The sequence below is a fragment of the Sphingomonas faeni genome, from assembly GCF_030817315.1.
GTDB classification, from domain to species: domain Bacteria; phylum Pseudomonadota; class Alphaproteobacteria; order Sphingomonadales; family Sphingomonadaceae; genus Sphingomonas; species Sphingomonas faeni_C.
In genome coordinates this window covers 892,311-914,983 of the sequence record NZ_JAUSZF010000001.1, presented here as the reverse complement: position 1 = coordinate 914,983, position 22,673 = coordinate 892,311, and the positions used below count along the sequence as shown (strand labels likewise).

18 protein-coding genes and 2 pseudogenes are annotated in these 22,673 nt (G+C 63.0%); 8 read left to right on the top strand and 12 right to left on the bottom strand.

Annotated elements, in window-relative coordinates; all coding sequences use genetic code 11:
* Nucleotides 1-69 precede the first annotated feature (69 nt).
* Nucleotides 70-717 (top strand): outer membrane beta-barrel protein, encoded by a 648-nt coding sequence (locus QFZ54_RS04320; RefSeq protein WP_307084744.1) that lies wholly within the window; start codon nucleotides 70-72, stop codon nucleotides 715-717.
* Nucleotides 718-863: 146 nt separating this feature from the next.
* Here QFZ54_RS04320 and QFZ54_RS04315 read toward each other — a convergent pair whose 3' ends face one another.
* Nucleotides 864-1,280: a hypothetical protein gene (locus tag QFZ54_RS04315; RefSeq protein ID WP_307084742.1), complete on the bottom strand. Its 417-nt coding sequence runs from the start codon at nucleotides 1,278-1,280 to the stop codon at nucleotides 864-866.
* Between the two features lie 269 nt (nucleotides 1,281-1,549).
* Between QFZ54_RS04315 and QFZ54_RS04310 the strand changes: the two genes are divergently transcribed.
* The 4 genes and pseudogenes from QFZ54_RS04310 to mgrA all read left to right on the top strand — a co-directional run bounded on the left by QFZ54_RS04310 (nucleotide 1,550) and on the right by mgrA (nucleotide 5,889).
* Nucleotides 1,550-4,000, top strand: coding sequence for an alpha/beta hydrolase family protein (locus QFZ54_RS04310; protein ID WP_307084740.1), 2,451 nt, complete (start codon nucleotides 1,550-1,552; stop codon nucleotides 3,998-4,000).
* 216 nt (nucleotides 4,001-4,216) lie between these two features.
* Nucleotides 4,217-4,432 carry a hypothetical protein gene (locus QFZ54_RS04305; RefSeq protein ID WP_307084737.1) on the top strand — a complete coding sequence of 72 codons (216 nt, stop codon included), beginning with the start codon at nucleotides 4,217-4,219 and terminating at the stop codon, nucleotides 4,430-4,432.
* Between the two features lie 15 nt (nucleotides 4,433-4,447).
* Nucleotides 4,448-4,600 (top strand): annotated as a pseudogene (locus QFZ54_RS20345) (IS1182 family transposase); the annotation flags it as partial.
* A gap of 212 nt (nucleotides 4,601-4,812) precedes the next feature.
* The gene (gene mgrA, locus QFZ54_RS04300) at nucleotides 4,813-5,889 is read left to right on the top strand and encodes an L-glyceraldehyde 3-phosphate reductase (RefSeq protein ID WP_307084734.1); all 1,077 of its coding nucleotides are present in this window, start codon (nucleotides 4,813-4,815) and stop codon (nucleotides 5,887-5,889) included.
* 196 nt (nucleotides 5,890-6,085) lie between these two features.
* Here the strand turns inward: mgrA and QFZ54_RS04295 are convergent, their stop codons facing one another.
* Nucleotides 6,086-6,820, bottom strand: a complete 735-nt coding sequence (locus QFZ54_RS04295) for an SDR family NAD(P)-dependent oxidoreductase (RefSeq protein WP_307084733.1) — start codon at nucleotides 6,818-6,820, stop codon at nucleotides 6,086-6,088.
* 82 nt (nucleotides 6,821-6,902) lie between these two features.
* Here QFZ54_RS04295 and QFZ54_RS04290 point away from each other — a divergent pair, with 82 nt between their 5' ends.
* Together QFZ54_RS04290 and QFZ54_RS04285 are read left to right on the top strand one after the other, a co-directional pair.
* On the top strand, nucleotides 6,903-7,307 hold the full coding sequence (locus QFZ54_RS04290; protein ID WP_307084731.1) for a winged helix-turn-helix transcriptional regulator: 405 nt from the start codon (nucleotides 6,903-6,905) through the stop codon (nucleotides 7,305-7,307).
* A 156-nt stretch (nucleotides 7,308-7,463) separates the two neighbouring features.
* Nucleotides 7,464-8,186, top strand: a complete 723-nt coding sequence (locus QFZ54_RS04285) for a hypothetical protein (protein WP_307084729.1) — start codon at nucleotides 7,464-7,466, stop codon at nucleotides 8,184-8,186.
* A gap of 257 nt (nucleotides 8,187-8,443) precedes the next feature.
* On the opposite strand, the gene QFZ54_RS04280 is transcribed toward QFZ54_RS04285, so the two are convergent.
* From QFZ54_RS04280 to QFZ54_RS04240, 9 genes are all read right to left on the bottom strand, one after another.
* Complete coding sequence (locus tag QFZ54_RS04280) at nucleotides 8,444-9,979, bottom strand: TonB-dependent receptor domain-containing protein (RefSeq protein WP_307084727.1); 1,536 nt, start codon at nucleotides 9,977-9,979, stop codon at nucleotides 8,444-8,446.
* Entirely contained in the window at nucleotides 9,963-10,124 is a 162-nt protein-coding gene (locus QFZ54_RS04275) for an alkaline phosphatase family protein (protein WP_307084724.1), read from the bottom strand. Before QFZ54_RS04275 ends, QFZ54_RS04280 begins: the two co-directional genes overlap by 17 nt.
* A 95-nt stretch (nucleotides 10,125-10,219) precedes the next feature.
* Nucleotides 10,220-10,864 carry a hypothetical protein gene (locus QFZ54_RS04270; protein WP_307084722.1) on the bottom strand — a complete coding sequence of 215 codons (645 nt, stop codon included), beginning with the start codon at nucleotides 10,862-10,864 and terminating at the stop codon, nucleotides 10,220-10,222.
* On the bottom strand, nucleotides 10,865-11,254 hold the full coding sequence (locus tag QFZ54_RS04265) for a hypothetical protein (protein WP_307084720.1): 390 nt from the start codon (nucleotides 11,252-11,254) through the stop codon (nucleotides 10,865-10,867).
* A 65-nt stretch (nucleotides 11,255-11,319) separates the two neighbouring features.
* Nucleotides 11,320-11,634, bottom strand: a complete 315-nt coding sequence (locus tag QFZ54_RS04260; RefSeq protein WP_307084718.1) for an outer membrane beta-barrel protein — start codon at nucleotides 11,632-11,634, stop codon at nucleotides 11,320-11,322.
* Nucleotides 11,635-11,693: 59 nt separating this feature from the next.
* The gene (locus QFZ54_RS04255) at nucleotides 11,694-13,904 is read right to left on the bottom strand and encodes a hypothetical protein (RefSeq protein ID WP_307084717.1); all 2,211 of its coding nucleotides are present in this window, start codon (nucleotides 13,902-13,904) and stop codon (nucleotides 11,694-11,696) included.
* 31 nt (nucleotides 13,905-13,935) lie between these two features.
* The gene (locus QFZ54_RS04250) at nucleotides 13,936-15,444 is read right to left on the bottom strand and encodes a tryptophan halogenase family protein (RefSeq protein ID WP_307084715.1); all 1,509 of its coding nucleotides are present in this window, start codon (nucleotides 15,442-15,444) and stop codon (nucleotides 13,936-13,938) included.
* A gap of 20 nt (nucleotides 15,445-15,464) precedes the next feature.
* On the bottom strand, nucleotides 15,465-17,015 hold the full coding sequence (locus QFZ54_RS04245) for a tryptophan halogenase family protein (protein WP_307084713.1): 1,551 nt from the start codon (nucleotides 17,013-17,015) through the stop codon (nucleotides 15,465-15,467).
* 53 nt (nucleotides 17,016-17,068) lie between these two features.
* Nucleotides 17,069-20,173 (bottom strand): TonB-dependent receptor, encoded by a 3,105-nt coding sequence (locus tag QFZ54_RS04240; RefSeq protein WP_307084711.1) that lies wholly within the window; start codon nucleotides 20,171-20,173, stop codon nucleotides 17,069-17,071.
* A gap of 485 nt (nucleotides 20,174-20,658) precedes the next feature.
* Here QFZ54_RS04240 and QFZ54_RS04235 point away from each other — a divergent pair, with 485 nt between their 5' ends.
* Nucleotides 20,659-22,242: a GH39 family glycosyl hydrolase gene (locus QFZ54_RS04235; protein ID WP_307084708.1), complete on the top strand. Its 1,584-nt coding sequence runs from the start codon at nucleotides 20,659-20,661 to the stop codon at nucleotides 22,240-22,242.
* A 132-nt stretch (nucleotides 22,243-22,374) separates the two neighbouring features.
* Here the strand turns inward: QFZ54_RS04235 and QFZ54_RS04230 are convergent.
* Nucleotides 22,375-22,508: pseudogene (locus QFZ54_RS04230) on the bottom strand (transposase); the annotation flags it as partial.
* Between the last annotated feature and the right edge of the window lie 165 nt (nucleotides 22,509-22,673).

Below are 22,673 nucleotides of genomic sequence, written 5' to 3'. Positions count from 1 at the left end.
CTAACTCTGGCTATGACGGTCACCCCAGCTTCCTCGCAAGTGTACGTGGACCTCTTCGCTGGACGCTCGATGCCCGAGAACACCGCCGCCACGCTCCGGGCCGACGAGGCGCGAGTCAATGACACCGTCATTCCCGCCCAGCTCCGGATCGACATCGACAGGCTCCGGCCGACCAATTCGACGATCTTCGGTGCGCGGCTGGGCTATTGGTCGGGCGCAGTCGGTATCGCGGTGGATGCCTCGACACTCGATCCCGACGTCAAGCGCCAGACGATACGCGCGACGGGTAACCTGCGGTTCGACGACGACGTCTTCGGTGAGCGCGTGGTGATCGATCCCGGGCGGTCGGTCGCCGTCGACATCCCGCGCGTAACGGTACCAACTACCGCCACCTTCGCCGCGCTCGCGATATTGCGCCTGCCGCCGACCCCCGGCACGCGCGTTACGCCCTACGCCTTTGCCGGCCCGGTTTATCTGGTTACCGATTCCGACATCAGCGGCGACTGGGGCCTGCGCGCCGGTGCAGGGCTGAAACTGCCGCTGTCGCGGGCCGTATCGCTGTTCGGCGAGTATCGCTACACCAACGTCTCTGCGAGCGCGGTCGCCGGCAGGATCGGTGGCGACGTGATGGGGATCCGTGGTACCACCGGCGACATCCGCGTCGACCTCGACGTCCGCAACCACAGCGCGGTCGGCGGCATCGGCTTCACGTTCTAGTCAGGGGCTGAGCCTGAGCGCGGGCCTGATAGCAATCGGTGGAGTGCTTATAGGCCACCAGCTATTCGCTGTCTGGCGAGCAAGCGCGCTGCCGTTCTCCGCGTCGTCCATCCCCGCATTCATCTCCCGCCGCTCGTTCGTCCGAATCAAGCGGGATCGTCATCGAGCGTAGCGACCCCCATCAGCGGATGCATTACGAAGGTCCAGCCGTCCCCACCGACAATCATAAGACGCAGCGATTGGCGATCTGCGGTGCCAAGCAGCGATGCCGCTCCCGACGAAGCAGGCAACGTTACCGTCCTGCCATCCTGAAGAATGCCGGTTGCCCAGCCACGCCGTCCATTACGGATCTCGTTGGCAAGGCGCTCCAGCGCCGTCTCGAGCGCTGTGCGCGCACGAGGTCCTGTCACCCATGCGTAGCCACCCGGCCCCAGTTCAGGCGGTGTTACTAAGGGCTGGCTCGGGACTGGAGACGCCTGTTTGACGATGCGGCGGGATACCTCCTTTTTTTGATCGAGAGGACGCACGCCCTCCATACTCATCATGCGTGCAAACTCATCCATCGCTCTTCCCTCCGTGGCAGCGCCTGGAGCGCATGGGTTCGACCACTGGTTCCTAAACTCATGGAAGGATAGCCCAACCATCGCCGGGAGGGCGGGCAGCCTTCCCGACTTTCGGCACTCGTTCAGTTTGGGGCGGAAGGGATCCAAAGGCGCCGTTCGACGACTTGCCCCACGACAAAACTCCCGTAAGCTCCGGCCTTTCGAGTTATCGTCGGCGCCTGATGAACCCTCGTATCGGACGACCTGACGATAGAGACAAAGGAATGCGAATGCGCGCCGGTGCCTGCCTGATTGCCCTGCTCCTCACCACCACCGCCGCCTCCGCTCAGACGCCCGGCGGCACCACCTATCATCGCGCGCCCGATGCGATCGCCAAGGCACTGGAGACACCGCCGACCCCCGGCGTCGCCGTCAGCCCCGATCACCGCACGCTCGCCATCTTGGGGCGCGAGAATTTGCCGTCGATCGCCAATCTGTCGAAACCGATTTTGCGGCTGGGCGGCTACCGCATCGATCCTACCACCAACGGTCAGGCCGAAGTGCGCGTGCAATGGCTGAACGCGCTCAGCTTCAAGGACGTGGGCTCGGGGCGGACCGTGACGGTCAAGCTGCCGGCCGGTCTGCGTTTCGCCGCGCCCAATTGGTCGCCCGACGGCTCCCGCCTCGCCTTCTACGCGCAAGACGCCGACGGCCTGTCGCTCTGGATCGCCGAGCGCGACGGCAGCGCCCGCACGGTCGCCCGGGGGCTGAACGGCACCTTCGGTACGCCCTTCGCCTGGATGCCGGATAGCAAGGCGCTGGTCGCCTATACCGTGCCCGCCGGTCGCGGCGCGGCGCCCGTCGCGAGCAGTACGCCGGCTGGCCCAGTGATCCAAGAGAGCGCCGGCCGCACTTCGGCAGCGCGGACCTATGAGGATCTACTCGGCGATGCGCATGACGAGGCACTGTTCGACCATTACTTCACCGGGCAGATGATCCGCATCGATCTCGCCGGCGCTAAGCAGCCGATCGGAACGCCGGGCCTGATCACCGAGTTCAGCGTCTCCCCAGACGGTCGCTACCTGCTGACCGAACGGCTCAAGCGGCCTTATTCCTATCTTCTGCCCGCCCGGTTCTTCCCGACCGAGATCGCCGTATCGACGATTGCCGGCCAAGCAGTGAAGACGCTGGTCGATCGCCCGCTCGCCGACGATCTGCCAGTCGATTTCGACGCCACCTTCAAGGGGCCGCGCGAGGCGGTCTGGCGGTCGGATGCACCGGCGACACTTGTCTGGGCCGAGGCGCTCGACGGCGGCAATCCGCGCGCGAAGATCGCGTTCCACGACAAGGTTATGATGCAGGCCGCGCCGTTCGCTGGGGCACCGGTGGAACTGGCGCAGACCCCTGCCCGCTATTCGGAGACGCTGTGGGGTGATGATGGCTTTGCGATGGTGATCGACCGCGAATGGCGATCGCGCACCGAGCATCGCCTGGCGGTTGCGCCATCGCGACCCGGCCAGACACGGACGGTATCGACGCTCAACTATCAGGATCAATATGGAGATCCCGGCGAACCGATCGTCGAAGACAATGCCTTCGGCAAGCCGGTGATGCGCTTCACGCCAGCCCATGACGGCGTGTACGTCACCGGCGACGGCGCGACCAAGGCCGGGGCATTCCCCTTCCTGGCGGCGATGCCGCTGGCCGGGGGCGAACAGACGCGGCTGTGGACTGCCAAGGCGCCCTATTACGAAACGGTCGTCGCATTGCTCGACGAGCGCGGTCAACGCATCCTGACGCGGCGCGAAAGTGCGAAGCTAGCGCCCAACTACATGATCCGCAGCGTGAAGGGCGGCAGCGCCAAGGCCGTCACCACCTTTGTCGATCCCGCCCCGGTCTTCGCCGGCGTCACGCAGCGCACGATCACCTATCCGCGCGCCGACGGACTGCCACTGTCGGGGTCGCTGTATCTACCGGCCGGCTATGACGCGAAACGCGACGGGCCGCTGCCGACGTTGCTGTGGGCGTATCCGGCGGAGTTCACCGACGCGAAGGTCGCCGGCCAGACGGTCGATCAGGGCAACCGGTTCGTCCGTCCGCGCGGCATCAGCCACTTGTTCCTGCTGACGCAGGGCTATGCGATCCTCGACAACCCGTCGATGCCGATCATCGGCGAGGGCGGCGCAGAGGCCAACGACACCTACGTCAAACAGTTGCAGCAGGATGCGCAGGCAGCAGTCGATGCCGTGATCAAATTGGGCGTCAGCGACCGCAGCCGCATGGCCGTCGGCGGGCACAGCTACGGCGCGTTCATGACCGCCAATCTGCTGGCGCACACCGATCTGTTCCGCGCCGGCATCGCGCGGTCGGGCGCCTACAACCGCACGCTGACGCCGTTCGGCTTCCAGGCCGAGCAGCGCACCTATTGGCAGGCGACGCCGACCTACACCGAGATGAGCCCGTTTACCTACGCCGACCGGATCAAGGCGCCGATCCTGCTGATCCATGGCGGCGCGGACGACAATAGCGGCACCTTCCCGATCCAGTCCGAGCGCATGTACGCGGCGCTGAAGGGCAACGGCGCGACGGTACGCTACGTCGTCCTGCCCAACGAGCCGCACGGCTATCGCGCGCTGGAATCGACCGAGGAGACTTTGTGGCAAATGACCGACTGGCTGGACCGCTACGTCAAGCCGAAGCAGACCGAATCGACGGTGGGAGCGATAGCCGCGAAAAGGTGACGGATGTGCAGGTTCCGGTCCGGATGGAAGGTGAGCATCTTGCCAATCGCTCGCCAAGGTCAGAGGCCGCGCGTGGCCGAAGCGCAGCTCGTCGCGTGCCACTGTAGCGCGAGCGCAAACGGACCCATTCCGTCTGGACGCAGCGCGCGCCGCGTTCCACGTCTGCGATCTACCGGGGGCTCGGAGATAGTAAGCGTGTTAAAAACCATGTTGAACATGCCCGCCAAGCTGATGCGGGAAGCGGACGAGAACGACGACGCCTCGCAGGACAACGAACCGATCGCATCCGGGTCGCTCGCCCAGATGGTGCAGGCATTCACCGCGCTTGATCCTGCTGAGGTGGAGGGGTTGGTCATCAAGTGTGCAGGTCGTGATCGCCCCATAACCTCTGCCGAGGCGCGCGACCTGCGGCTGACGGCAGCAGCCGCCTGAGGCCTGCTTGCCGCGCGGGCAAGCGAGGAGGTGCACCTCGACACCGATTAGCGATGGTTCGATCTGGCCGATCGGATGCCAGATCATTCGACTTTCTCAAAGACCCGGTGCGGTCGCCTCCGTGCTTGCAACCTGCATCGTCTTTCGTTCGAGCAGGTGATCGCGCAACCTTGGTCTACGAACGCTAAAGGTGCGAGGTCTCGCGAGAGCCGCGGCCTGCCGCACGTGTCCAAACACGATATTAACGGCAGTCCCCTGACCTTGATCGCCGCGTCGCGCAATCTGCCCAGTTCAATCAATGCAATTCGGCAAAAGGAATATACCCTCGGGCTGAAACGGTTCGCGTGTTACGCGTTACAGAGGTTCACAAGGAGGCAGCAATGTCGTTTTCACACCCCTACGCCGCCTCGCCGCTCCGGTATGAAAGCGGCATGCCCTATCGACGCACCGGCCGTAGCGGGCTGAGGCTGCCGGCCATCAGCCTGGGTCTGTGGCAGAACTTCGGCGGAGCCGATGTGTTCGAAACGGGGCGGGCCATCCTGCGCCGGGCGTTCGATCGTGGCGTGACTCACTTCGATCTCGCCAACAATTACGGCCCGCCATATGGTTCGGCCGAAGAGAATTTTGGACGCGTCCTTGCAGCCGATTTCGCGGCCCACCGCGACGAACTCGTCATCTCGACCAAGGCGGGCTGGGACATGTGGCCCGGGCCGTACGGCGATGTCGGCTCATCCAAGAAATACCTGATCGCGAGTTGCGACCAGAGCCTCAAGCGGATGGGCCTCGACTATGTCGACATCTTCTATTCGCACCGCGTGGATCCCGCGACCCCGCTTGAGGAGACGATGGGCGCGCTGGTGCAACTCCATCGACAGGGCAAGGCACTCTACGTCGGCATCTCTTCCTACGAGCCAGGGCTGACCCGCCGTGCGGCCAAGTTCCTGACCGAGGAAAAAGTGCCGCTGTTCATCCACCAGCCCAGCTATTCGATCCTGAACCGGTGGATCGAACGAGACCTGCTGGCGACGCTGGAGGAACTAGGCGTCGGCTGCATCGCCTTCTCGCCATTGGCGCAGGGCATGCTGACGAACAAGTATCTAAACGGCGTCCCGCAGGATGCGCGCGCCACCCGTGACGGGTCGCTGTCGCAGACCTTGCTCACGGATCGGAACCTCGCCGCCATTCGTATTTTGAACGAGATCGCAGGTGCGCGCGGGCAAACGCTCGCCCAGATGGCGATCGCATGGGTCTTGCGCGATCCGCGAGTCACCTCCGCACTGATCGGTGCACGCACAGTCGAACAGCTCGACGACTCCCTGGACGCGATACAGATGCTCGACTTCGCCGCCGACGAACTCGCTGCGATCGACAAGGCAGCCGACGACGGTGGCATCAATCTCTGGTCGGAATCGTCTGACATCGCGACGCTGCCCGCAGCACAAGGGGCGCCTGCATGATATGACGTTCACCGACCAGTTCTATGCTCGGCGAAGTCATTCGTGCAGCAACCCACTTTACAACTCGAGCCGCTCGTTCATCACACGCCAGGATCGTCTTGGGCCTGACGCACTACAGTACGTCTCGAGTTCGAGTTTGTAGATTGACCGGTACGCATCGAAGCCAGCGGGCTTTTCCGCCCGCTGACGACATTCGTCAAATTTGAGCCAAGCCCCCATCGGTGAACAGCTCGCTGCCCGTCATGAAGCTGCTATCCGACGATGCAAGGAAGGCGGCGGCGGCCGCGACTTCGGACGGGTCGCCGACATGCCCGATCGGGGTGGTAGACCCCATCTCGATCATCGCGTCGCGGCCGACGACTTCGGCCGCCAGTTCGGTCAGCGTCGGTCCCGGCGACAGGACGTTGACGCGAATACCCGTACCGCGCAGATCCTGCGCCCAACTGCGCGCGAGGTTGCGAACCGCAGCCTTCGAAGCGCTGTAGACGCTGAACGCCGGCGTTCCCATCACGCCGGTGGTCGAGCCGGTGAGGATGACCGAACCACCCTCGCCCATCAGCTTCAAGCCCTTCTGCACCGTGAAGATCGTGCCCTTCACATTTATGTCGAAAGTCTCGTCATAATGCTTCGGCGTGATTTCGGTAAGCGGCACCAACGCGCCCATTCCGGCATTGGCGAACAGGATATCCAGCGTACCGCGTTCCTTCTTCACCGTATCGAACAGCCGGTCGAGATCGCCGGCATCGGTGACCGATCCCACCATCGCACGCGCGTTCGCGCCGAGCGTTGCCACTGCCGCGTCTAACTTCTCCTGCCTGCGGCCGAAGATGTAGACGAACGCCCCTTCCTCGATGAAGCGCTTCGCCGAAGCCAGGCCAATGCCTGTGCCACCGCCGGTGATGATCGCGGTCTTGCCTTCTAATCGTTTCATACATGCCTCCAGTTCTTGGTTGCATGTAGCTGGCTCACGACATACCTATCGACAAGTATGCACCTTTTAGTAAGTATAGAGAATGTCCGACGAGCTTCAACCCGCCATCTCAAATTCCCCTCCCATCGCGCCCGCGTTCACTTGCGGCCTCGACGCGACCCTCAAGGTGATTTCCGGTAAATGGAAGCCGCTCATCCTGTACTTCCTGTTACGCGGACCGACGCGCTACGGTGAGCTCAAGCGCGCTGTACGCGACGTCAGCGATAAAATGCTGATTCAGCATTTGAAGGAGCTGGAAGCGGACGGCGTGTTGCGCAGGAACGACTATAAGGAGGTGCCGCCCCGCGTCGATTACACGCTGACGCCGCTTGGCGAGAGCCTCGCCCGGGCGCTCGAGCCGTTATGCATCTGGGGAACCGAAAACATGGCCGAGATGCAGAAGATTTTCGTCGAGCGCGACAGCTGGGTTCGACAGAGGCAGGCATAACTGCCGACGCAGAGCAGGTAACATTCAACGCGGATTCTCGACTTCGAACAGCGGTTCGCTGCATTAACGGAAGAGATTGCACGAGCTATCTTCGCCGTCGTGACGCTCTGCGGCACCCGCAGGATCGACGGGCGTTGCATAGACGTAACTAGGGGAATGCACTTGCGCGGTCTCGATTTCAGTTCTTGGCAGAGCCTGCTCGTCACCATCCTAGGGCTGACGCTGGTTACGCTGTTGGGGGTCGGCATCCGTCTGCTCACCCAAATGACGTTCCAACAGCGCCGCGAGCGCATGAACCGGCAGATCAATGAGCGCCTCAAAACCCTCATCGCCGCCTACAAGGTGCTCGGCGGATCGTTCACGGGGGACCTGACCGTCGATCCGGCCCACCTGCGCGACCTGCGGCGGCGGGAGCAGGTCGGCGGCGCAGAGGAGCCCATGGCTGCGTTGGACCTCAGTGCGGAGGGCGCGGCGCGGTCGGACCGCACGCGCCGCATCCGCGACGCGGTCGAGGCCGCGCTGTCGGACATCATCCTGCTGGGTACCGAGGAGCATGTTCGGCTGGCGGACAGGGCGGTTCGCGAGCTGGTCGCGGGCCACCCGGTCCACACGCACGAGCTGGTCGTGTCGCTGCGCGCGTTCGTGCGCGACGCGCTCGACCTCGAACCGATCCCGACCGACCTGACCATCGCGATGCAGGGGCCCACGCGTCCGGCGTCGTCCGGCGGCGGCAGAGGCGGTAGCAACAAGGACAATGCCGGCAGAAGCGGCGGCGGCGGTGGTATGGGTGGCGGCGGCGGGCTTGGTGGCGGCGGCATGGGTAACGATGTACCTCGCGACGATCCGCACCATGTCGCGACGCAGAACGCGGACCGATAAGCTAAGCCTCCCCAACCTGGGTCGTGACGGAACGATAAGTCGCCGGGCAACTGGACAGGCTATGGAATGCATCGTGAACTGCGTGGCAAGGCGAGAGACATTGCCAGCTGTTCGAAGCGCATACGTACTGTCGATCAGGATCAGACCGTCGCGCCTAACACTGCCGCCCTCAACTTTCCCACCGGTTGCCCAGCGGTCTCGGAAGACAACACTACGAACAGCCGGCCGTCGGATGCCCAGACGGCCGGTGCCATTTTTTAGAACCGCATCGTCGCGCCGAACAGGACCGTGCGCCCGCTGACGGTGTTGGTCATCATACGCTTGGCATCCTTGTCGGCATATTGGACGATCGGTTCGTTGCCGATGTTGATCGCCTCCAGCGTCAGCTGTAGCTGCGACGTCACGTTGACGTAGGCCGAGGCGTCGAAATTGGTCGTGCCCTTGATATATTCGCCGATGTTGCCGTTGCCGCCGCTGCCCGAACGATACTTGCTGCGCATCGCCGCCGAACCCCGCACGCCCCAGCGACCGGTATCGTAATAGATCGTGGCGTTGGTCGACACTTTCGAAAGGTTGGTAAGCGGCAAGCTTACCGGAGTGCTGGAAAACAGCACGTCGGTCTTGCCCTCCGCCAGCGTCACATTGCCCAGGACGCCGAGGCTATCGAACGGCGCGGGAAGGAAATCGAAGTCGCGCTTGCCGGCAATCTCGATCCCCTTGATCGCAGCGCCAGGCCCGTTCACCGGCCGCGTATAATTGAACACGATCGCCGGATCCTGTCCCGGGAGCAGCAGTGATAGCGGAAAGCCGGTGGTGTTGTACGGTACCGGCGTCGTCTCGGTGGTGATGAACGACTTCATCTTCTTGTAGAACACCCCCACCGCCAATGATCCGCGCTTGCCGTCATAATATTCGAGCGATCCCTCCACCGAATCCGCGATGAACGGTGCAAGGTTGGGATTGCCCGCGCTGATCGTGCCGCCAAAAGCCGCGGTGTTGATCGTCGCTGCCGCGCGCATGTCGTTAAGCGCCGCGCGATTGACGTTGCGGTTGGCGCTAACCCGCAGCACGAGTGAACGATCAAGGTCGAACGCCAGATTGGCGGCCGGCAGGAAGCCGTCATAGCTGTTGGTGATATCCACCGGCGTCAACGTCGTGCCGGTCAGCGCCGTGCCCGACGAATTGAGCGACGTCCGATAATAACGCAGCCCGAGATTGGCACGCACGCCCACCTCCCCCAACCGGGTGTTGAGATCATATTGCGCGTAAGCGGCGAAGGTCTTCTCTCGCAGTTGGTAATCGGCGCCGGCTATCGCATTGCTCGCATCGACAATACCGCTGAGGCCGAGCGCGTTGTAAGCCCCGTCGATATCGGCAATGATGTAGGGTATTCGGCTGCTGTACGGGATCACGCGGGTCGGCACCACCGGCAGGCCAGGCTTGCCGTCATAGTTGAACTGCGCGCGGCGCTGTAGCCCGCCATTCTGGAAATTCTTGTAGCTGGCCCCAGCCTTCAGCGTCGATCCCTCCGCAACGCGCCAGGCAAGCTCGCCCTTGGCATTGTAGAATTCGCTGTCGATGCCGTCCTCGCGTGTCTCCGCGCCCTGTACGCCCCATTGCGCCGGATCAGCCGGATCGAAGCCGTAACTGTTGGTCGGGTTGTCGCCGTCGATTCCGGAAAAACTGTAGCTCTGTCCGCGACCACGGCGTGCAGCAGCTAGAAATGCGGGCTGGCGAGGTGATCGTAATAGACGCCGCTGGGGCCGGTCCCTGCAGTTAGCAACGATAGCCATCGCAGATGGTGAACTGGTCGGCAAGTGCGTGATAATAAGGAAGGTCGGCGCGGGTCAGGTGCGCCATGATCAGCGGGCCCTTCTGGTCCGCCCAGACGTCCCAGTTTCGCCAGCGCGCCCGGCTGGCCTTTTCAGCTGTAAACAAGGCCAGTGAAGCAACGCGCGTTGCTGCTGTATCACGTTGTGCGAGAACCGAATTGCGTTGCAGCCAAGATCATTGAAACGCCGCAGCCGCTAGTCCTACAGCGTATAGGACACCGCGACGCCGACTCCCGCATGATCCTGATGGTTACACGTCCTGTTGATCTTGAGCGGGCGGTCGTTGAGGTAAAACCCCGTATCGGCACCGGACCTCAGTATCCGGAAGCCGATCCGGAGCGTCTGCTCGTCGACCGTCTTTCCCGCGCGGATCAGCCTAGTCCGGAGGGTATAGAGCGTCGGCGTCTCGACCGACCAAAGCCGGGGAGCCGCTACTGGGATAGTAAGCGCTACGTCGGCCGGCTTGAGCGACGGCACCGTCCCGCCAGCGGTTTGCGTCGCGATCGCGCGCCCGTCGGGATCGTTCAGCGTCGCTTCGATCGTGACCGCGGCCGAGTCCTTGCCGATATTGCCGAGCGTCCCGGTCACCGGGGCGGACCACGCGCCGTCGGGTCCGCGGCGCGGATAGACGCAGTTACCATCGGTGGCGATGTAGGTGGCATCGCGCTTCACCAGCCAGACATGACGGTACAGGCCCGCGCCCTCGTACCACCAGCCTTCCATCGTTTGCGCATCGACGCGCACGACGATCGTGTTCAGGTCGTCGCCATAGCGTGCAAGGTCGGTGATATCGACATACACCGAATTGTAGCCGCTCCAGTTGTGCGCGACGACCGATCCGTTCAATCAGATCGTCACGTTCGTCGCGATCCTGCCGAACCGGATTTCGAGATAGCGCCCACGATCTTGCGGATCGAGCCGCAACGCACGCCAGTACCAGCCGAAACCGCGACGGCGATAGCCCCACGATACGTTGGCACTCTCGGCGACGGGCATGGCCATGGCCATCGCCCAATCGTGCGGCAATACGACCTCGGGCCAGTCCGAATCGTTATAGTATATGGCCGCAGTACCCTGTGCCTGTCCGGCCTTCGCGCTGTTGTAGGACCAGCCATGCTCGAGGATCTCGGGCATCGGTATGTCGCCGACATGAAACCGCCAGCCCCCGTCGAGCAACAACCGGCTGGGATCCTCGACCGGTGCTCGCAACGGCGGGGCGTCGCGCGTCGCGGTCATCGGCAGCGCCCCCGCGGATGCTTCTTCGGACCGCGTTACCGCCGCGCGCGCGACCGGCGCCGGTCCTACCGCCGCGCCCAGCGCCGCACATTCGCAAGAAACAGGCGGCGGCTTATCCGGGTCGTCGGCTGGTCCTGCTTCATCGTATCCCTCTCCGAAGCACGCATATAGCGGCCATGCTTACGCGGCGCGGTGCCGGGCTCGGTGATCGTCAGGCTCGGATTGAGCTGGTTGAAATCCGGGCGCGAGATGTTCTTTGACGCGGCGAAACGCAGCTGGAGCCGGTCGGCCAGGCGCCCGCGCAGATTGAGGTCCGGCAGAACCGACGTGTACTGGTTCGCCTCGTTGACCAGGCCGACGACGTCACGCCGTTCGCGCATCGGCAGTCCACCTGCCCGGCTTGGCCGGTGCGAAAGAGATCAGACGCGGCGTCATCAAATCACCGAGCCATCGCGGGATCGCCATAAAACAGGCCGCGTCCGTCCGTGCCGAGATAGACACGGCCTTCGCGCCGGGGATCGCCTGAGACCACGCGGTAGCGCCCGCCCCAGCGATGCGCATCGTCGTCGATACGCGCCCAAGCCTGCCCCCTGTTCATTGAGCGCCACACCCCCCTGACGCCGCCGCGGGTACCGACTGCAAACACTCCGTTTCGACCGAGACCGAAGAGTTCGACCTGAAGCTCTCGGCTAGCCTCAGCGAAGGTCGTGCCGCCATCGGCACTGTAGAACAGCCGTGTGCCTGCCTGCAGCCACAGGGTTCCCATCCGATCGGGATCTGCCAAGAGTGCACTTTGCGCCTCGCGGCCCTGCCGCCCGGCTGGAGCAAGATCAGCCGGCAGGCCGCGACCTGCCACGGGGACGAAACTCACCGCCGCATCGCGCGATACCAGTACCTTCCCCCGCGCTACATCCACGGCGTAAAATCGGAGTGGATCCAGCTTGTCGGCTACGACACGGGTCCTTCCGGGCAAGCCGCGTACGACCGACCAGTGACGTCCGCCGTCACGCGAGACGTGTGGAACCGGGGTGGCCACGACCATCGTCGCGCCGTTTGCCGAGACACTGATGGGCCAATCGCCGTTCAAATCTTCACGCTTGGCCGGGTTTCCCATCGGCGGCAAAACGATCTCGGCCCACGTGCGACCGCCATCTTCGGAGCGCCCCATGGACGCGCTTCGAGGCCGGTCGAGGTACAAACTGCCGCTGCGCACGATGACGTTTGGGGCAAGCCCCGCATAGTCGATCGAATTGGTGTTCGACATGTACGGATTAACGAAGGTCGGGCGCGGCGAGCGATCGAGATCGTCGTGAACGAAACCGGCGAGGTCTCCGAACCCGGAGATCAACGGCGCGCCGCCGGTAGGCGACGCAAGCGTGATGATCGCCGTCTGTTCGATACCGTCGGTCCAGGGGGCCCAATTCACGCCGCCAGTGGCGCGCAGGGCCTGGGTTGCATAGACCGTCGCGCCGGTCGTGTACGCGACGTGCGTCGGATCGAAGGGGTCGATGGCCAGCCCGGAAATCCAGTGCCCGAAATCGGCACCCTTGCCCTCGTGCAAGAGAAACGGCGTCTTCGATACGTCGCGGTGGCTACGCGGCCCCGCGTCACGCCAAGTACGGCCATCGTCCCGGCTGATCCAAAGCGAATCCCCATGCTGATAGCGGTCGACGGTCGTCACCGCGACGGTCCCCGGCACCATTGGCGATACCGCAACGCCGAGGAATGCTCCCTCCGCTCCGGTCTCGCGCCAGTCGGCCGGTGTTACGTCGCGGCCACGCCCATCGGGTTCGTAGCGCCATACAGCACCCGTCTTGATGCCGCTTGGCCCCAGACCGCTCGCGTAGCCGACCCACAGCACGCCGCGTCGATCGATCACGCCCTTGGCCGCGAGCAGCGCCGGGCCCGAGACGACCGCCCACGTCTCGCCACCGTCGTCGGAGCGGTAGAGGTGCGAAGCGCCGGGATCGGCGACCCCTGCCCATATCCGGCGGGACGGGGTACCCGAGCTGCCGCTGCTGGCGTCGATTGCAACGAAGGCGACGCCGCCATGCGTCTTGCGCCCGACCGGTTGACCTAGCCCAAGCACCGGAAAGCCCGCGACCTTGACCCAGGTTGCGCCCGCATCGTCGCTTCGCCACAGTCCGTCGTGGCGTGAGCCGAAGAACAGTCGTCGGGTCTGGTTGGGATCGATCGCGAGCCGCTCCCCAAGCCCACGGCCATCCTCGTTACCACCCATTGCGAACGGTACCGACGTGGTGCGCCAAGTCCGTCCGCGATCCGCCGATCGCAAGATTGCCGCGGGCTCGCGGGCATTCATGCCAGCCGCCATGTAGACGATCTCGGGATTGCGTGGATCGGGGGCGATGCTCTCGATTCCCATATAACTTGGCGTCGCGTTGCCGTCCTGAAGCGGCAGCCAGCGGCGCTTCTGGTCATCCCACCGATACGCACCACCCATATCGGTCCGCAAATAGGCCAGGCCACGCTCGGCCGGGCTGAAGACGATGTTGGGGGCATACCCGCCCGCCCCCACCTTCACATTGGTCCAACGATACCGGACCGCGTCCTGTGACCAGGCTGGCCCCTGAACCGCCAGCAACGCCATCATCGCTGTGATGGCGATGATCTTTAGCTGCTTCCCCGGCATCAGCCTTTTGATCCCTTACAGTGAACCCAGTTCATACCGGCTGACCCATCATTGACGCGCAGTGCTCTGCAATAAAAGCCTCATGCGTCGGCATCGCCGTCGCGGTCTTGTCGATCATGTCGCGGACATGCGCCATGAACCGTGCGGACTCGCCGGGGGGTAGCGTGGCCGCGAGCGGATCGATCGACGTTGGTCGCACGCCTTGGCCGAGCAGCACCGCGATCCAGCCGTCGGGGGTGAACAACTCCCCCTGCTCGCGGAACACCCGCGCCTTCCCCAACCACAGCGCCAGCTTAGCCGACAACGACGCTGGGATCGACATGGTCCGGCACTGGTCCCAGAATTGCGAGCCAGACCGCTTGTTCGCGTGATAATGCAGGATGATGAAATCACGGACCTGGTCGTATTCTCGCAGCATGACGCGGTTATATTCGTCGATCTCGGTCAAGCTGAACCCCAGGTCGGGGAACAGGCTCATCAGCCGCGCGATCCCGGACTGGATCAGGTGGATGCTTGTCGATTCGAGCGGCTCTAGGAAGCCGCCAGACAGTCCGATCGCGACGCAGTTCCGGTCCCAGAGACGGTCGCGGCGCCCTGCCTCGAAGTGCAATTGACGGGGCTCGCCAAGCGCCTGCCCCTCGAGCCCGGCCAGCAGCGCCTGCCGGGCATCGTCGTCGTCGATATGCGCGCTCGAATAGACATAGCCGTTGCCGACCCGGTGCTGGAGCGGAATGCGCCAGCGCCACCCTGCGGTGTCCGCGGTCGCCCGCGTGTACGGGGTAAGTATCCCTTCTCGCGCGCTCTGTACCGCCCAGGCCCGGTCGCACGGCAGCCAGTGCTTCCAGCTCGTGAACGGAACATCCAGCGCTTCGCCGAGCAACAGCGACCGGAAACCACTGCAGTCGACGAACAATTCTCCATCGACGCGGCGATCGTCCTCGAGCCGTACCGCCTCGATGAAACCCGTTTCGGCATCTTGGTCGACCGCGACCACGCGGCCCTCGATGCGGACTACGCCGCTCCGCTCGCTCAAGTCGCGGAGGAACCTCGCATACAGCGCCGCGTCGAAATGAAACGCGTAGAACAAGGACGACAGGACGGACTGGGGATTGGCGCTCGGCCGGGTGAACCGACCGCGCCGCGCCGCGACTGCGGACAGGCAATAGTCGCCGATCGGCCCCGGATCGGGGTTGCCCAAGGCTGCCTGACGGAGCCAGAGCTGGTGGAAGGATACGCCGTCGACATCGCGCCCATGCGTACCGAACGGGTGTAGATAGGAGTCACCCGGCCGCGTCCAGTCGCGGAACTCGATCCCCAACTTGAACGTCGCGCCGGTCGCGCGGACGAACGCATCCTCGTCGATCCCGAGCATGCGATTGAAATCGAGCAACGACGGGATCGTCGCCTCGCCTACGCCGACGGTTCCGATCTTCTCGGATTCGACCAGCGTCACCGACACGCCGCTCGGGACGAGCCGCGACAGCGCCGCCGCGGTCATCCATCCGGCAGTGCCCCCACCGACGATGACGACCTTTGTCACTCTGCCCGGTTGTCCGTCCCTCACGCCGCGGCCCGCGCGCCGAAACTGCGGGTCTGGGCATAATCGACGAGATCGCGGTTCGACGGGAGGTTGGCTATCGCATACGCGGCTTGCCGCCGCACCTCCGCGAACGCCTGGCGTGCCTCGTCGGCGTAGCGCAGCGCGCCTGCCTTCGCGCTCAGGTCGGTTTTCCAGCCCATGCCGTACAAGACGTATTGCCAGCTAGCTTCGGTGAAGATGTCGATCTGGCCGTCGATGTCGAGTTCGTTGGGCGGCCGGAAACGCCAGCGGTCGAGCATCTCCAGCAGACTGTCCGGCACCGATGCGTCGGCTACATTATCACGCCAGAACGCGGTGTCGCGCCGTTCCGAGATGCAATAATGCAGCTTGATGAAATCGAGCGCGCGTTCGTAGCGGCGGAGCATGTTCGCGTTGAACTGGCGCGCGGACGTCTCGTAGTCGCCGCCCCACGGGAACAGGTTGGCGATCATCCCGGCGGACACCTCGGCAAACGCTATGCCGGTCGCCTCGAGTGGTTCGAAGAATCCGCTCGACAGCCCGACCGCGACGCAGTTCTTGTACCAGTTGACCTCGCGGTAGCCGGCCTCGAACTTGAAGTGTCGCACGTCGGCCGTCTCGCCCGCCGCGCCCAGATAGCCGCGCAATACGCGCTCCGCGGCCTCGTCGTCGCTGTGATCGGACGAATAGACATGGCCGATACCGCGTCGGCGATCGAGGCCGATATCCCAGATCCAGCCCGCCTCATGCGCGGTCGAAATCGTATAGGACGCGATCGGTTCGTCGGGGCGGGTGTAGGGCAGTTGCGCGGCGATCGCGCGGTTGCAGAACAGCACGTCGCGGCACGAGCGGAACGGGATCTTCATCGCCTTGCCGATCAACTCGGCGCGAAAGCCCGTGCAGTCGATATAGAGGTCGGCGTCGAGCATCCCGTTCCGCTCGGTGCGCACGCCGCCGATCGCACCGTCGGCGTCGAGCAACACCTCGCTCACGGTATCGGTCAGGTGTCGGACGCCGTTCTTCACGCCCTGCTCGCGCAACAGCGCGGCCAATGCCACCGCGTCGAAGTGGAAGGCGTAGTTGAGCGGCCCGACATAATCGGGGTTCGTGGGCAATTTGGGCGCGCGATGCCGGTCGGCCGCCTTCTTCTGCGGATTGGAGACCTCGTCCCAATTCTCCGTGCCGCCGTGTCCCAGCAGCCAATAGGGCAGCAGGTCGAGGCCGTCGCTCGCGTCGGCGACCTGGAACGGGTGCGAATAATGATCGGTCGCGCCCTGCCCCGGCGTGTGGCGCCAGTGCACGAACTTGGCACCCTGCTTGAACGTCGCGCCGCAGCGACGGATCAGGTCGGCCTCGTCGATCCCGATCGTCGCCAGCGTTCGCCGGATCGTCGGGAACGTCCCCTCGCCGACACCGAGAATCCCGATGCCGCGCGATTCGACGAGCGTGATCGCGACGCCGCCCGGAAGGTCCGCGCCGAGCCGCTTGGCGAGATAGCCCGCGGTCAGCCACCCGGCGGTGCCGCCGCCCACGATCAATATCCGCTTGGTCATCACAGCCTCGCTTCGCCGCTCGCCGACTGGTGTCGACGAGCGGCGCATCATCGTCAGAAGGCCAGGTTGATACCAGTGCTGATACGACGATCGGCCTGGAACCAGCTACGCCCGACCAGCTTGCCACCGGGGTAACCGCCCATCAGCGTGCGCTGTGTGGAAGCGGTCAGGTTGGTCCCCTGCACGCCGAACGACAGATAGTCGGTCACCTTGAAGCGGACACCAGCGTCGATCGACCCGTAGTTTCCACCATAGATCGGCAGCGCGATCTGGGTGGTGGCATCGGGGCCGCCATCCTGGTTAACGACGGTGCCGGGGGCACTGTAATAGGTATACGTGCCGTTCGTGCCGTTGCTGTTCGTCGACAGCAGATATTGCGAACGCCACGAGTAAGCGATCCGCAGCGAGATCGGATTACGCTCGTAGAGCAGAGTCGCGTTCAGATTGTGCTTCGACAACCCCACCAGTGGCGCATCGCTCCTGCTGGCACCGGTGATATCGCGGTAGACGTCGCCCGGGTTGCTGCTCTTGATGAACGTGTAGTTGCCCTCGAACCCGATCCCGGCAAGTGCGCCCGGGAGCATGTCGAAGAAAAAGCGACCACCGACCTCGACGCCCTTGACCGTCGCCGCCTTCGTCGCGTTGCTATAGTCTGTAGCAGACGCCGGTACGTTCTCCGTCGTCCCATCGGTGAACTGGACGGTTACCTGGCGGCTCGTGAGTGCATAGATCGGCAGGTTGGTCAGCCGCTTGTAGAACGGCGCGATGTGGAAAGACGTACCCGCACGCCCGTAATATTCGAGCGACAGGTCGACGTTGTTCGACAGCGTCGGCTTAAGCAACGGATTGCCGGTATCGGCCGTGAAGTTGTTGAACGTGCCGATTCCGCCCGGTGTCGGACTGGATGTCGTCGCTACGCCAATCGAACCGGAGGCCCGCAGCGCGTTGAACGTCGGCAGATCCATCGTGATGTTGTAGCCGCCACGCACCTTGATCCTGTCCGTCGGCGCAAATTCGAGATTGATCGACGGCAGGACGCGCGTGAACTCGGCCTTGCCGCCGCGCGCAAGGAACGTGTTGGCGAGGGTCTGCTGAACGCCGTTGCGGATGAAGACGGTCCCGCCATTCTGCTGGATGAAACCGCTGCCTTCGTTCTCGATGTGCACGACGCGCACGCCCACGTTCCCGGAGATACCGCGCGCGTCCCCCTGGGGTCCGAAGCGAACCAGCGCGTAGCCCGCCATATTCTCGGTGCGGTTGTCGACCTGGTCACCCGGCAGGACGAAGCCCGGCTGGCGGATTGCCAGCGTGCCGTCCGGATTGAACTGACCGCCATAACCGGTCTTGGGGAGAGGGCCCGAGGCCGAGCAGTCGAACTCACGGCCCGTGCAGAAGCCCGCAGGCGGCGCTGTCACCAGTCCGGTGCGATTGACGTTGAACCGCGACGCCAGATCCTCCGATGCGAACAACAGGTTGCCAGGCAGTGCCGTATTGCCGCGGAAGAAGTCCTTGAACGCGTGGCTAGCGACATCGCCTGGTGCGGCATTGGCGTAGGTCAGCTGCGGATCGCCGTTCCATCCGCGGCCGAGCGCGGCCCAGTTATAGCCGTTAGACAGATCGCGCTCGGTCCGCTTGGCATAGCGGCCGCCGACCTTGACCGACCGGAAGAAGCTGTTGTCGAACTTGTATTCGGCATCGAGCTGCCCGGCGTCGAGCCGGCCTTTGTTGCGTTCGTTGTGCGGCATCGACGCCGTCCAGAAATAATTCGCCGGATCGGCGAACGATGCCTGGGTCGCCGGATTGACGCTGATCTGTGGCAGGTCACCCGTCAGGTCCATACCGAAGCTCTGGCCGAACCCGATATCGCGGAAAATGTCGATACGGTCGTAGATCTGACGTGAATCAACCCGCTGCAGTGATCCCTTGAGGGACAAATGGCTGTCTTCCGGCGCCCAGACGAACGACAGCGAGTAATCGCGCGTTCGCGTATTGCTCTCCACGAAACCCTTGTTGCCACTGCTGTTGACCGCGCCACCCGTAGGCAGGAACGTGCCCGTATCGCGATTGAACAGCGCGCTCGTCTTCGTCAGCAGGCCATTGCTGTCGAACGTGCTGCTCGCCGGATCGACCGCCAGCGTCTGCGAGTCCAACTGCGTGCCGTAGTCACTCGACTGGCTCTTGTAGCGCGACTGGAAGAAGCTGCCGGTAAAAGTCAGCGAGTCCGCCGGCTGCCACTGCGCCGCACCGTAGATGCCGTAGCGCTTGTACTGGAACGCCTCGTCGCCATACGCAAAGCCGCTGGGGACGTACCGCTCGTTGCCGTCGCTGAGCTTCGTCTTGAAATACGGGCTGACGCGGATGAACTGCGAGAGCGAGCTGAACTGGCTGAACGCAACGTCGCCGAGCAGCCCAATCCGACCGATCGGCGTCTCGAAAGAGTCGGTGACCAGCACGGAGCCTGAGGGATCGGCCTTGTTCGCCATGTCGCCAAGCGCGAGTTCGCCCGTGCCCGCGACGTGGAACTTGCCGTTGAAGTCGAACGGCAACTTAGTCCGCAGATCGATTTGGCCGCCGGTACCACCCTCGATCAAATCCGCCGTAGACGCCTTGTAGACGTCGACCGCCGACATCAGCTCGGGCGTCACGTCACTCCAGAGAATCGCGCGACCGTTGTTCGCGCTGAAGATCTCGCGACCGTTCAGACGCGATGCAACGCCAGTCAAGCCACGCACCTGTACGCCCGAACCCTGGACCGAGTAATGATCGGGATCGCCAAGTGCTGCAAAGCGGACGATCGAGACGCCCGAGACGCGCTGCAGGACTTCGGTGATCGAGTTGTCGGGCAGCTTGCCCGCATCGTCGGCAACGACGGAATCGACAATGGTCTCGCTACGGCGCTTGCGCTCGTCAGCCGCCTCGAGCGCGGCGCGACGGCCGGTAACGACGATATCGCCGCCGGTGTCGCTGGCCGCTGGCTCGCCGGCATCCTGCCCAGGCGCCGCTGCCTGCGTAGTGCTTGGTGAAATCGCCTGCGTCTCGGCTTGCGCCCAGGCATTCCCGCTGACGCTGGCAGCGAGCAGCGCCGCGAACGACACACCCGCCCGCATTGCAACTACTACGTTACGACGATGTTCGAAATTCAGTTTTAGCGCGTCCATAAAACCCTCCCCTTGCAGCAGCGTGTCCCGGGCCACCGCATTTTTAAAACCGCACCTTATCAACCTGGCGCTTGCCCCTCCGTTACTCTCCTCAAAATTATAGGACAATTAAATTCTTCGTTAGATTGATGCCCGCGCAAATGGAACGCAGCAACGGCTAATCCGCCGATGTGGCATTCCCCATGTCGGGCCTCAGGTTGGGCCCCATGTCGGACCATGTTGGTGCGAACTACTTGAACGGCCGAACGCCGTGCTGATTGGCCTGTCTCTGCCTCTTGAGGGGAATGCAATCAGCTCTCGGAGTTAGTAAGGATTGCTGTCGTAGGCATATACGATCCAAATATTCGGGACGGCGCTATTTCGTTCGTAGATATGCCGGACTGGCGCATCCCGTTCGCGCTTGCGTTTCGAGAGCTAGGCGCGGGCCATCGGTTGTACCGGTAGGACGATTATCATACACCAAGCGGAAAAGGAGCGATTGCGGCATGCATTTTCCAACACCAAGAATGGCTGCCGCGTTCGGAGCTTGCGCCGTCCTCGTCGGCACGACATCAACAGTCGCTGCTGCTCGGACCGCTGAAAGTCCTTTCACCGTAATAGACGTGCAAGGCGAAACCAAGCCGCGAACGCGGATGGCGCAGCAGTCGATCGGCGCGGATTTTCCTGGTACGCTCATCCGTCAGGACAGTTTGGCGCAATTACGGATTGCCCAACGCGAACTTCGTTTTCGCTACATCCGCTTCCACAACATCTTTGCCGATCAACTGGGCGTGTATCGGGAAGTCGAAGGCAAACCTGTTTATGACTGGCGCCGCGTAGATTATTTATACGATCAGCTTCTCGGCATGGGGCTGAAGCCCTTTGTTGAACTTGGCTTTACACCTGACGCGATGAAGCAGTCCGATCAGACGATCTTCTACTGGAAGGGTAACACGTCGCATCCGCAGCCCGACAAATGGGAGGCTTTGGTCGACACGTTCGTTCGTCATCTGGTCTTGCGGTACGGCGTGCAGGAAATACGCAGTTGGTATTTCGAGTTTTGGAACGAGCCCAATCTCGACGGCTTTTGGGAAAAGGCTGACCAATCAGCGTATTTCGACTATTATGGCCGCACGGCGCGGACGATAAAGGCAGTCGATCCCCTGCTGCGCGTCGGCGGCCCCTCGACAGCGGGTGCTGCATGGGTCCCCGAATTTCTGGCATACAGCAAGAAGCAGAACGCGCCGGTAGATTTCGTTACCACGCATACGTACGGCGTCGAAGGCGGCTTCCTCGACGAGAAAGGCGAAGGCGACAACAAATTGTCCCGCAATCCGGACGCCGTAGTGCAGGACGTCCGCAAGGTCCGCGCAGAAATGGACGCAGCAGGGCGACCCGGACTTCCCCTGTTCTTTACTGAATGGAGCACCAGCTACAATCCCCGCGATCCAATTCACGACGATTATCTGAGTGCAGCCTATATCCTGTCCAAAATACGTCGGACCGAGGAATTGGCGCAGGGAATGAGTTATTGGACGTACAGCGATCTCTTCGAAGAGCCAGGCCCGCAAACCAAACCGTTTGAAGGCGGCTTTGGCCTCATGACTCCGCAAGGGGTGCGCAAGGCGGCGTGGTTCGCGTACAAATATCTCGCCGATTTGGGCGATCGCGAATTGCCGACGGGAGACGATCAGAGCATTGCGGCAGTGAAAGGCGGAACGGTGCAAGTGTTGGCGTGGCGAGACGTGTTGCCAGAGCAACCGCTCAGTAACCGGCCATTTTTTACCAAACTCCGTCCGCCGGCCCAGGCCGCTCCCCTTAAACTTAAGCTTGCCGGTCTAAAGCCGGGACCATACACATTACGAGTACGCCGTACCGGATTCCGCCAGAATGATGCCTATTCCACCTATCTGGACATGGGCCGGCCTGCCAAGTTGACCGACACGCAACTTCGCAAACTGCAAGATCTTACCGCCGATGCTCCGGCGATAAGCAGCTTGCAGGTCAAAGCCGGGAAGCCCTACGAGCTGATACTTCCCATGCGTGAGCAAGACGTCGTGATGGTGGAACTAAGCAGTGGTGGATCGTAACGGCTTCCGTACAGATCGGCGGCCCGTATTTATTGCTTTCGTACTCATGACCGTCGCTACCGCATCTAGGAACAGATCGTAAGGTTAAATCTTTTCTGCTGTCGTCGAGAGCAAATGGAGCCGGCATATCGACTTCGCTTTCCAGTTGTAGAATGTCGCGTCACTGATCCCGTGCTCCGGCACAGCTCGGCGGTCTTCACGTCAGCCCCATGCTCGCGCAGCACGCCAATGTTCCGATCCTCGGTAAATCGGCCTCGCTGCGTCACTCGTCCCCATCTAACGAGCTAACTGAACAACGGCATGAATTCTGGGAGTACGTCAGCACCGACGCAAGTGCGGGTTTCCAATGGCTTGGATCGGCAATAGTGTGATTGACTGATCCGCTCCAGAAAGCCCACTTTGAAAGATTATTCCAGTTCCTTGCGTCTCCC

Coding starts and splice junctions, on each gene's coding strand:
- QFZ54_RS04290 (WP_307084731.1), top strand. CDS start 6,903: ATGTCCGACGAGCTTCAACCCGCCATCTCAAATTCCCCTCCCATCGCG.
- mgrA (WP_307084734.1), top strand. CDS start 4,813: ATGTCGTTTTCACACCCCTACGCCGCCTCGCCGCTCCGGTATGAAAGC.
- QFZ54_RS04295 (WP_307084733.1), bottom strand. CDS start 6,820: ATGAAACGATTAGAAGGCAAGACCGCGATCATCACCGGCGGTGGCACA.
- QFZ54_RS04235 (WP_307084708.1), top strand. CDS start 20,659: ATGCATTTTCCAACACCAAGAATGGCTGCCGCGTTCGGAGCTTGCGCC.
- QFZ54_RS04315 (WP_307084742.1), bottom strand. CDS start 1,280: ATGGATGAGTTTGCACGCATGATGAGTATGGAGGGCGTGCGTCCTCTC.
- QFZ54_RS04280 (WP_307084727.1), bottom strand. CDS start 9,979: ATGGCTATCGTTGCTAACTGCAGGGACCGGCCCCAGCGGCGTCTATTA.
- QFZ54_RS04310 (WP_307084740.1), top strand. CDS start 1,550: ATGCGCGCCGGTGCCTGCCTGATTGCCCTGCTCCTCACCACCACCGCC.
- QFZ54_RS04255 (WP_307084717.1), bottom strand. CDS start 13,904: ATGCCGGGGAAGCAGCTAAAGATCATCGCCATCACAGCGATGATGGCG.
- QFZ54_RS04260 (WP_307084718.1), bottom strand. CDS start 11,634: ATGCGCGAACGGCGTGACGTCGTCGGCCTGGTCAACGAGGCGAACCAG.
- QFZ54_RS04320 (WP_307084744.1), top strand. CDS start 70: ATGCCCGAGAACACCGCCGCCACGCTCCGGGCCGACGAGGCGCGAGTC.
- QFZ54_RS04240 (WP_307084711.1), bottom strand. CDS start 20,173: ATGGACGCGCTAAAACTGAATTTCGAACATCGTCGTAACGTAGTAGTT.
- QFZ54_RS04245 (WP_307084713.1), bottom strand. CDS start 17,015: ATGACCAAGCGGATATTGATCGTGGGCGGCGGCACCGCCGGGTGGCTG.
- QFZ54_RS04285 (WP_307084729.1), top strand. CDS start 7,464: ATGCACTTGCGCGGTCTCGATTTCAGTTCTTGGCAGAGCCTGCTCGTC.
- QFZ54_RS04305 (WP_307084737.1), top strand. CDS start 4,217: ATGCCCGCCAAGCTGATGCGGGAAGCGGACGAGAACGACGACGCCTCG.
- QFZ54_RS04265 (WP_307084720.1), bottom strand. CDS start 11,254: ATGACCGCGACGCGCGACGCCCCGCCGTTGCGAGCACCGGTCGAGGAT.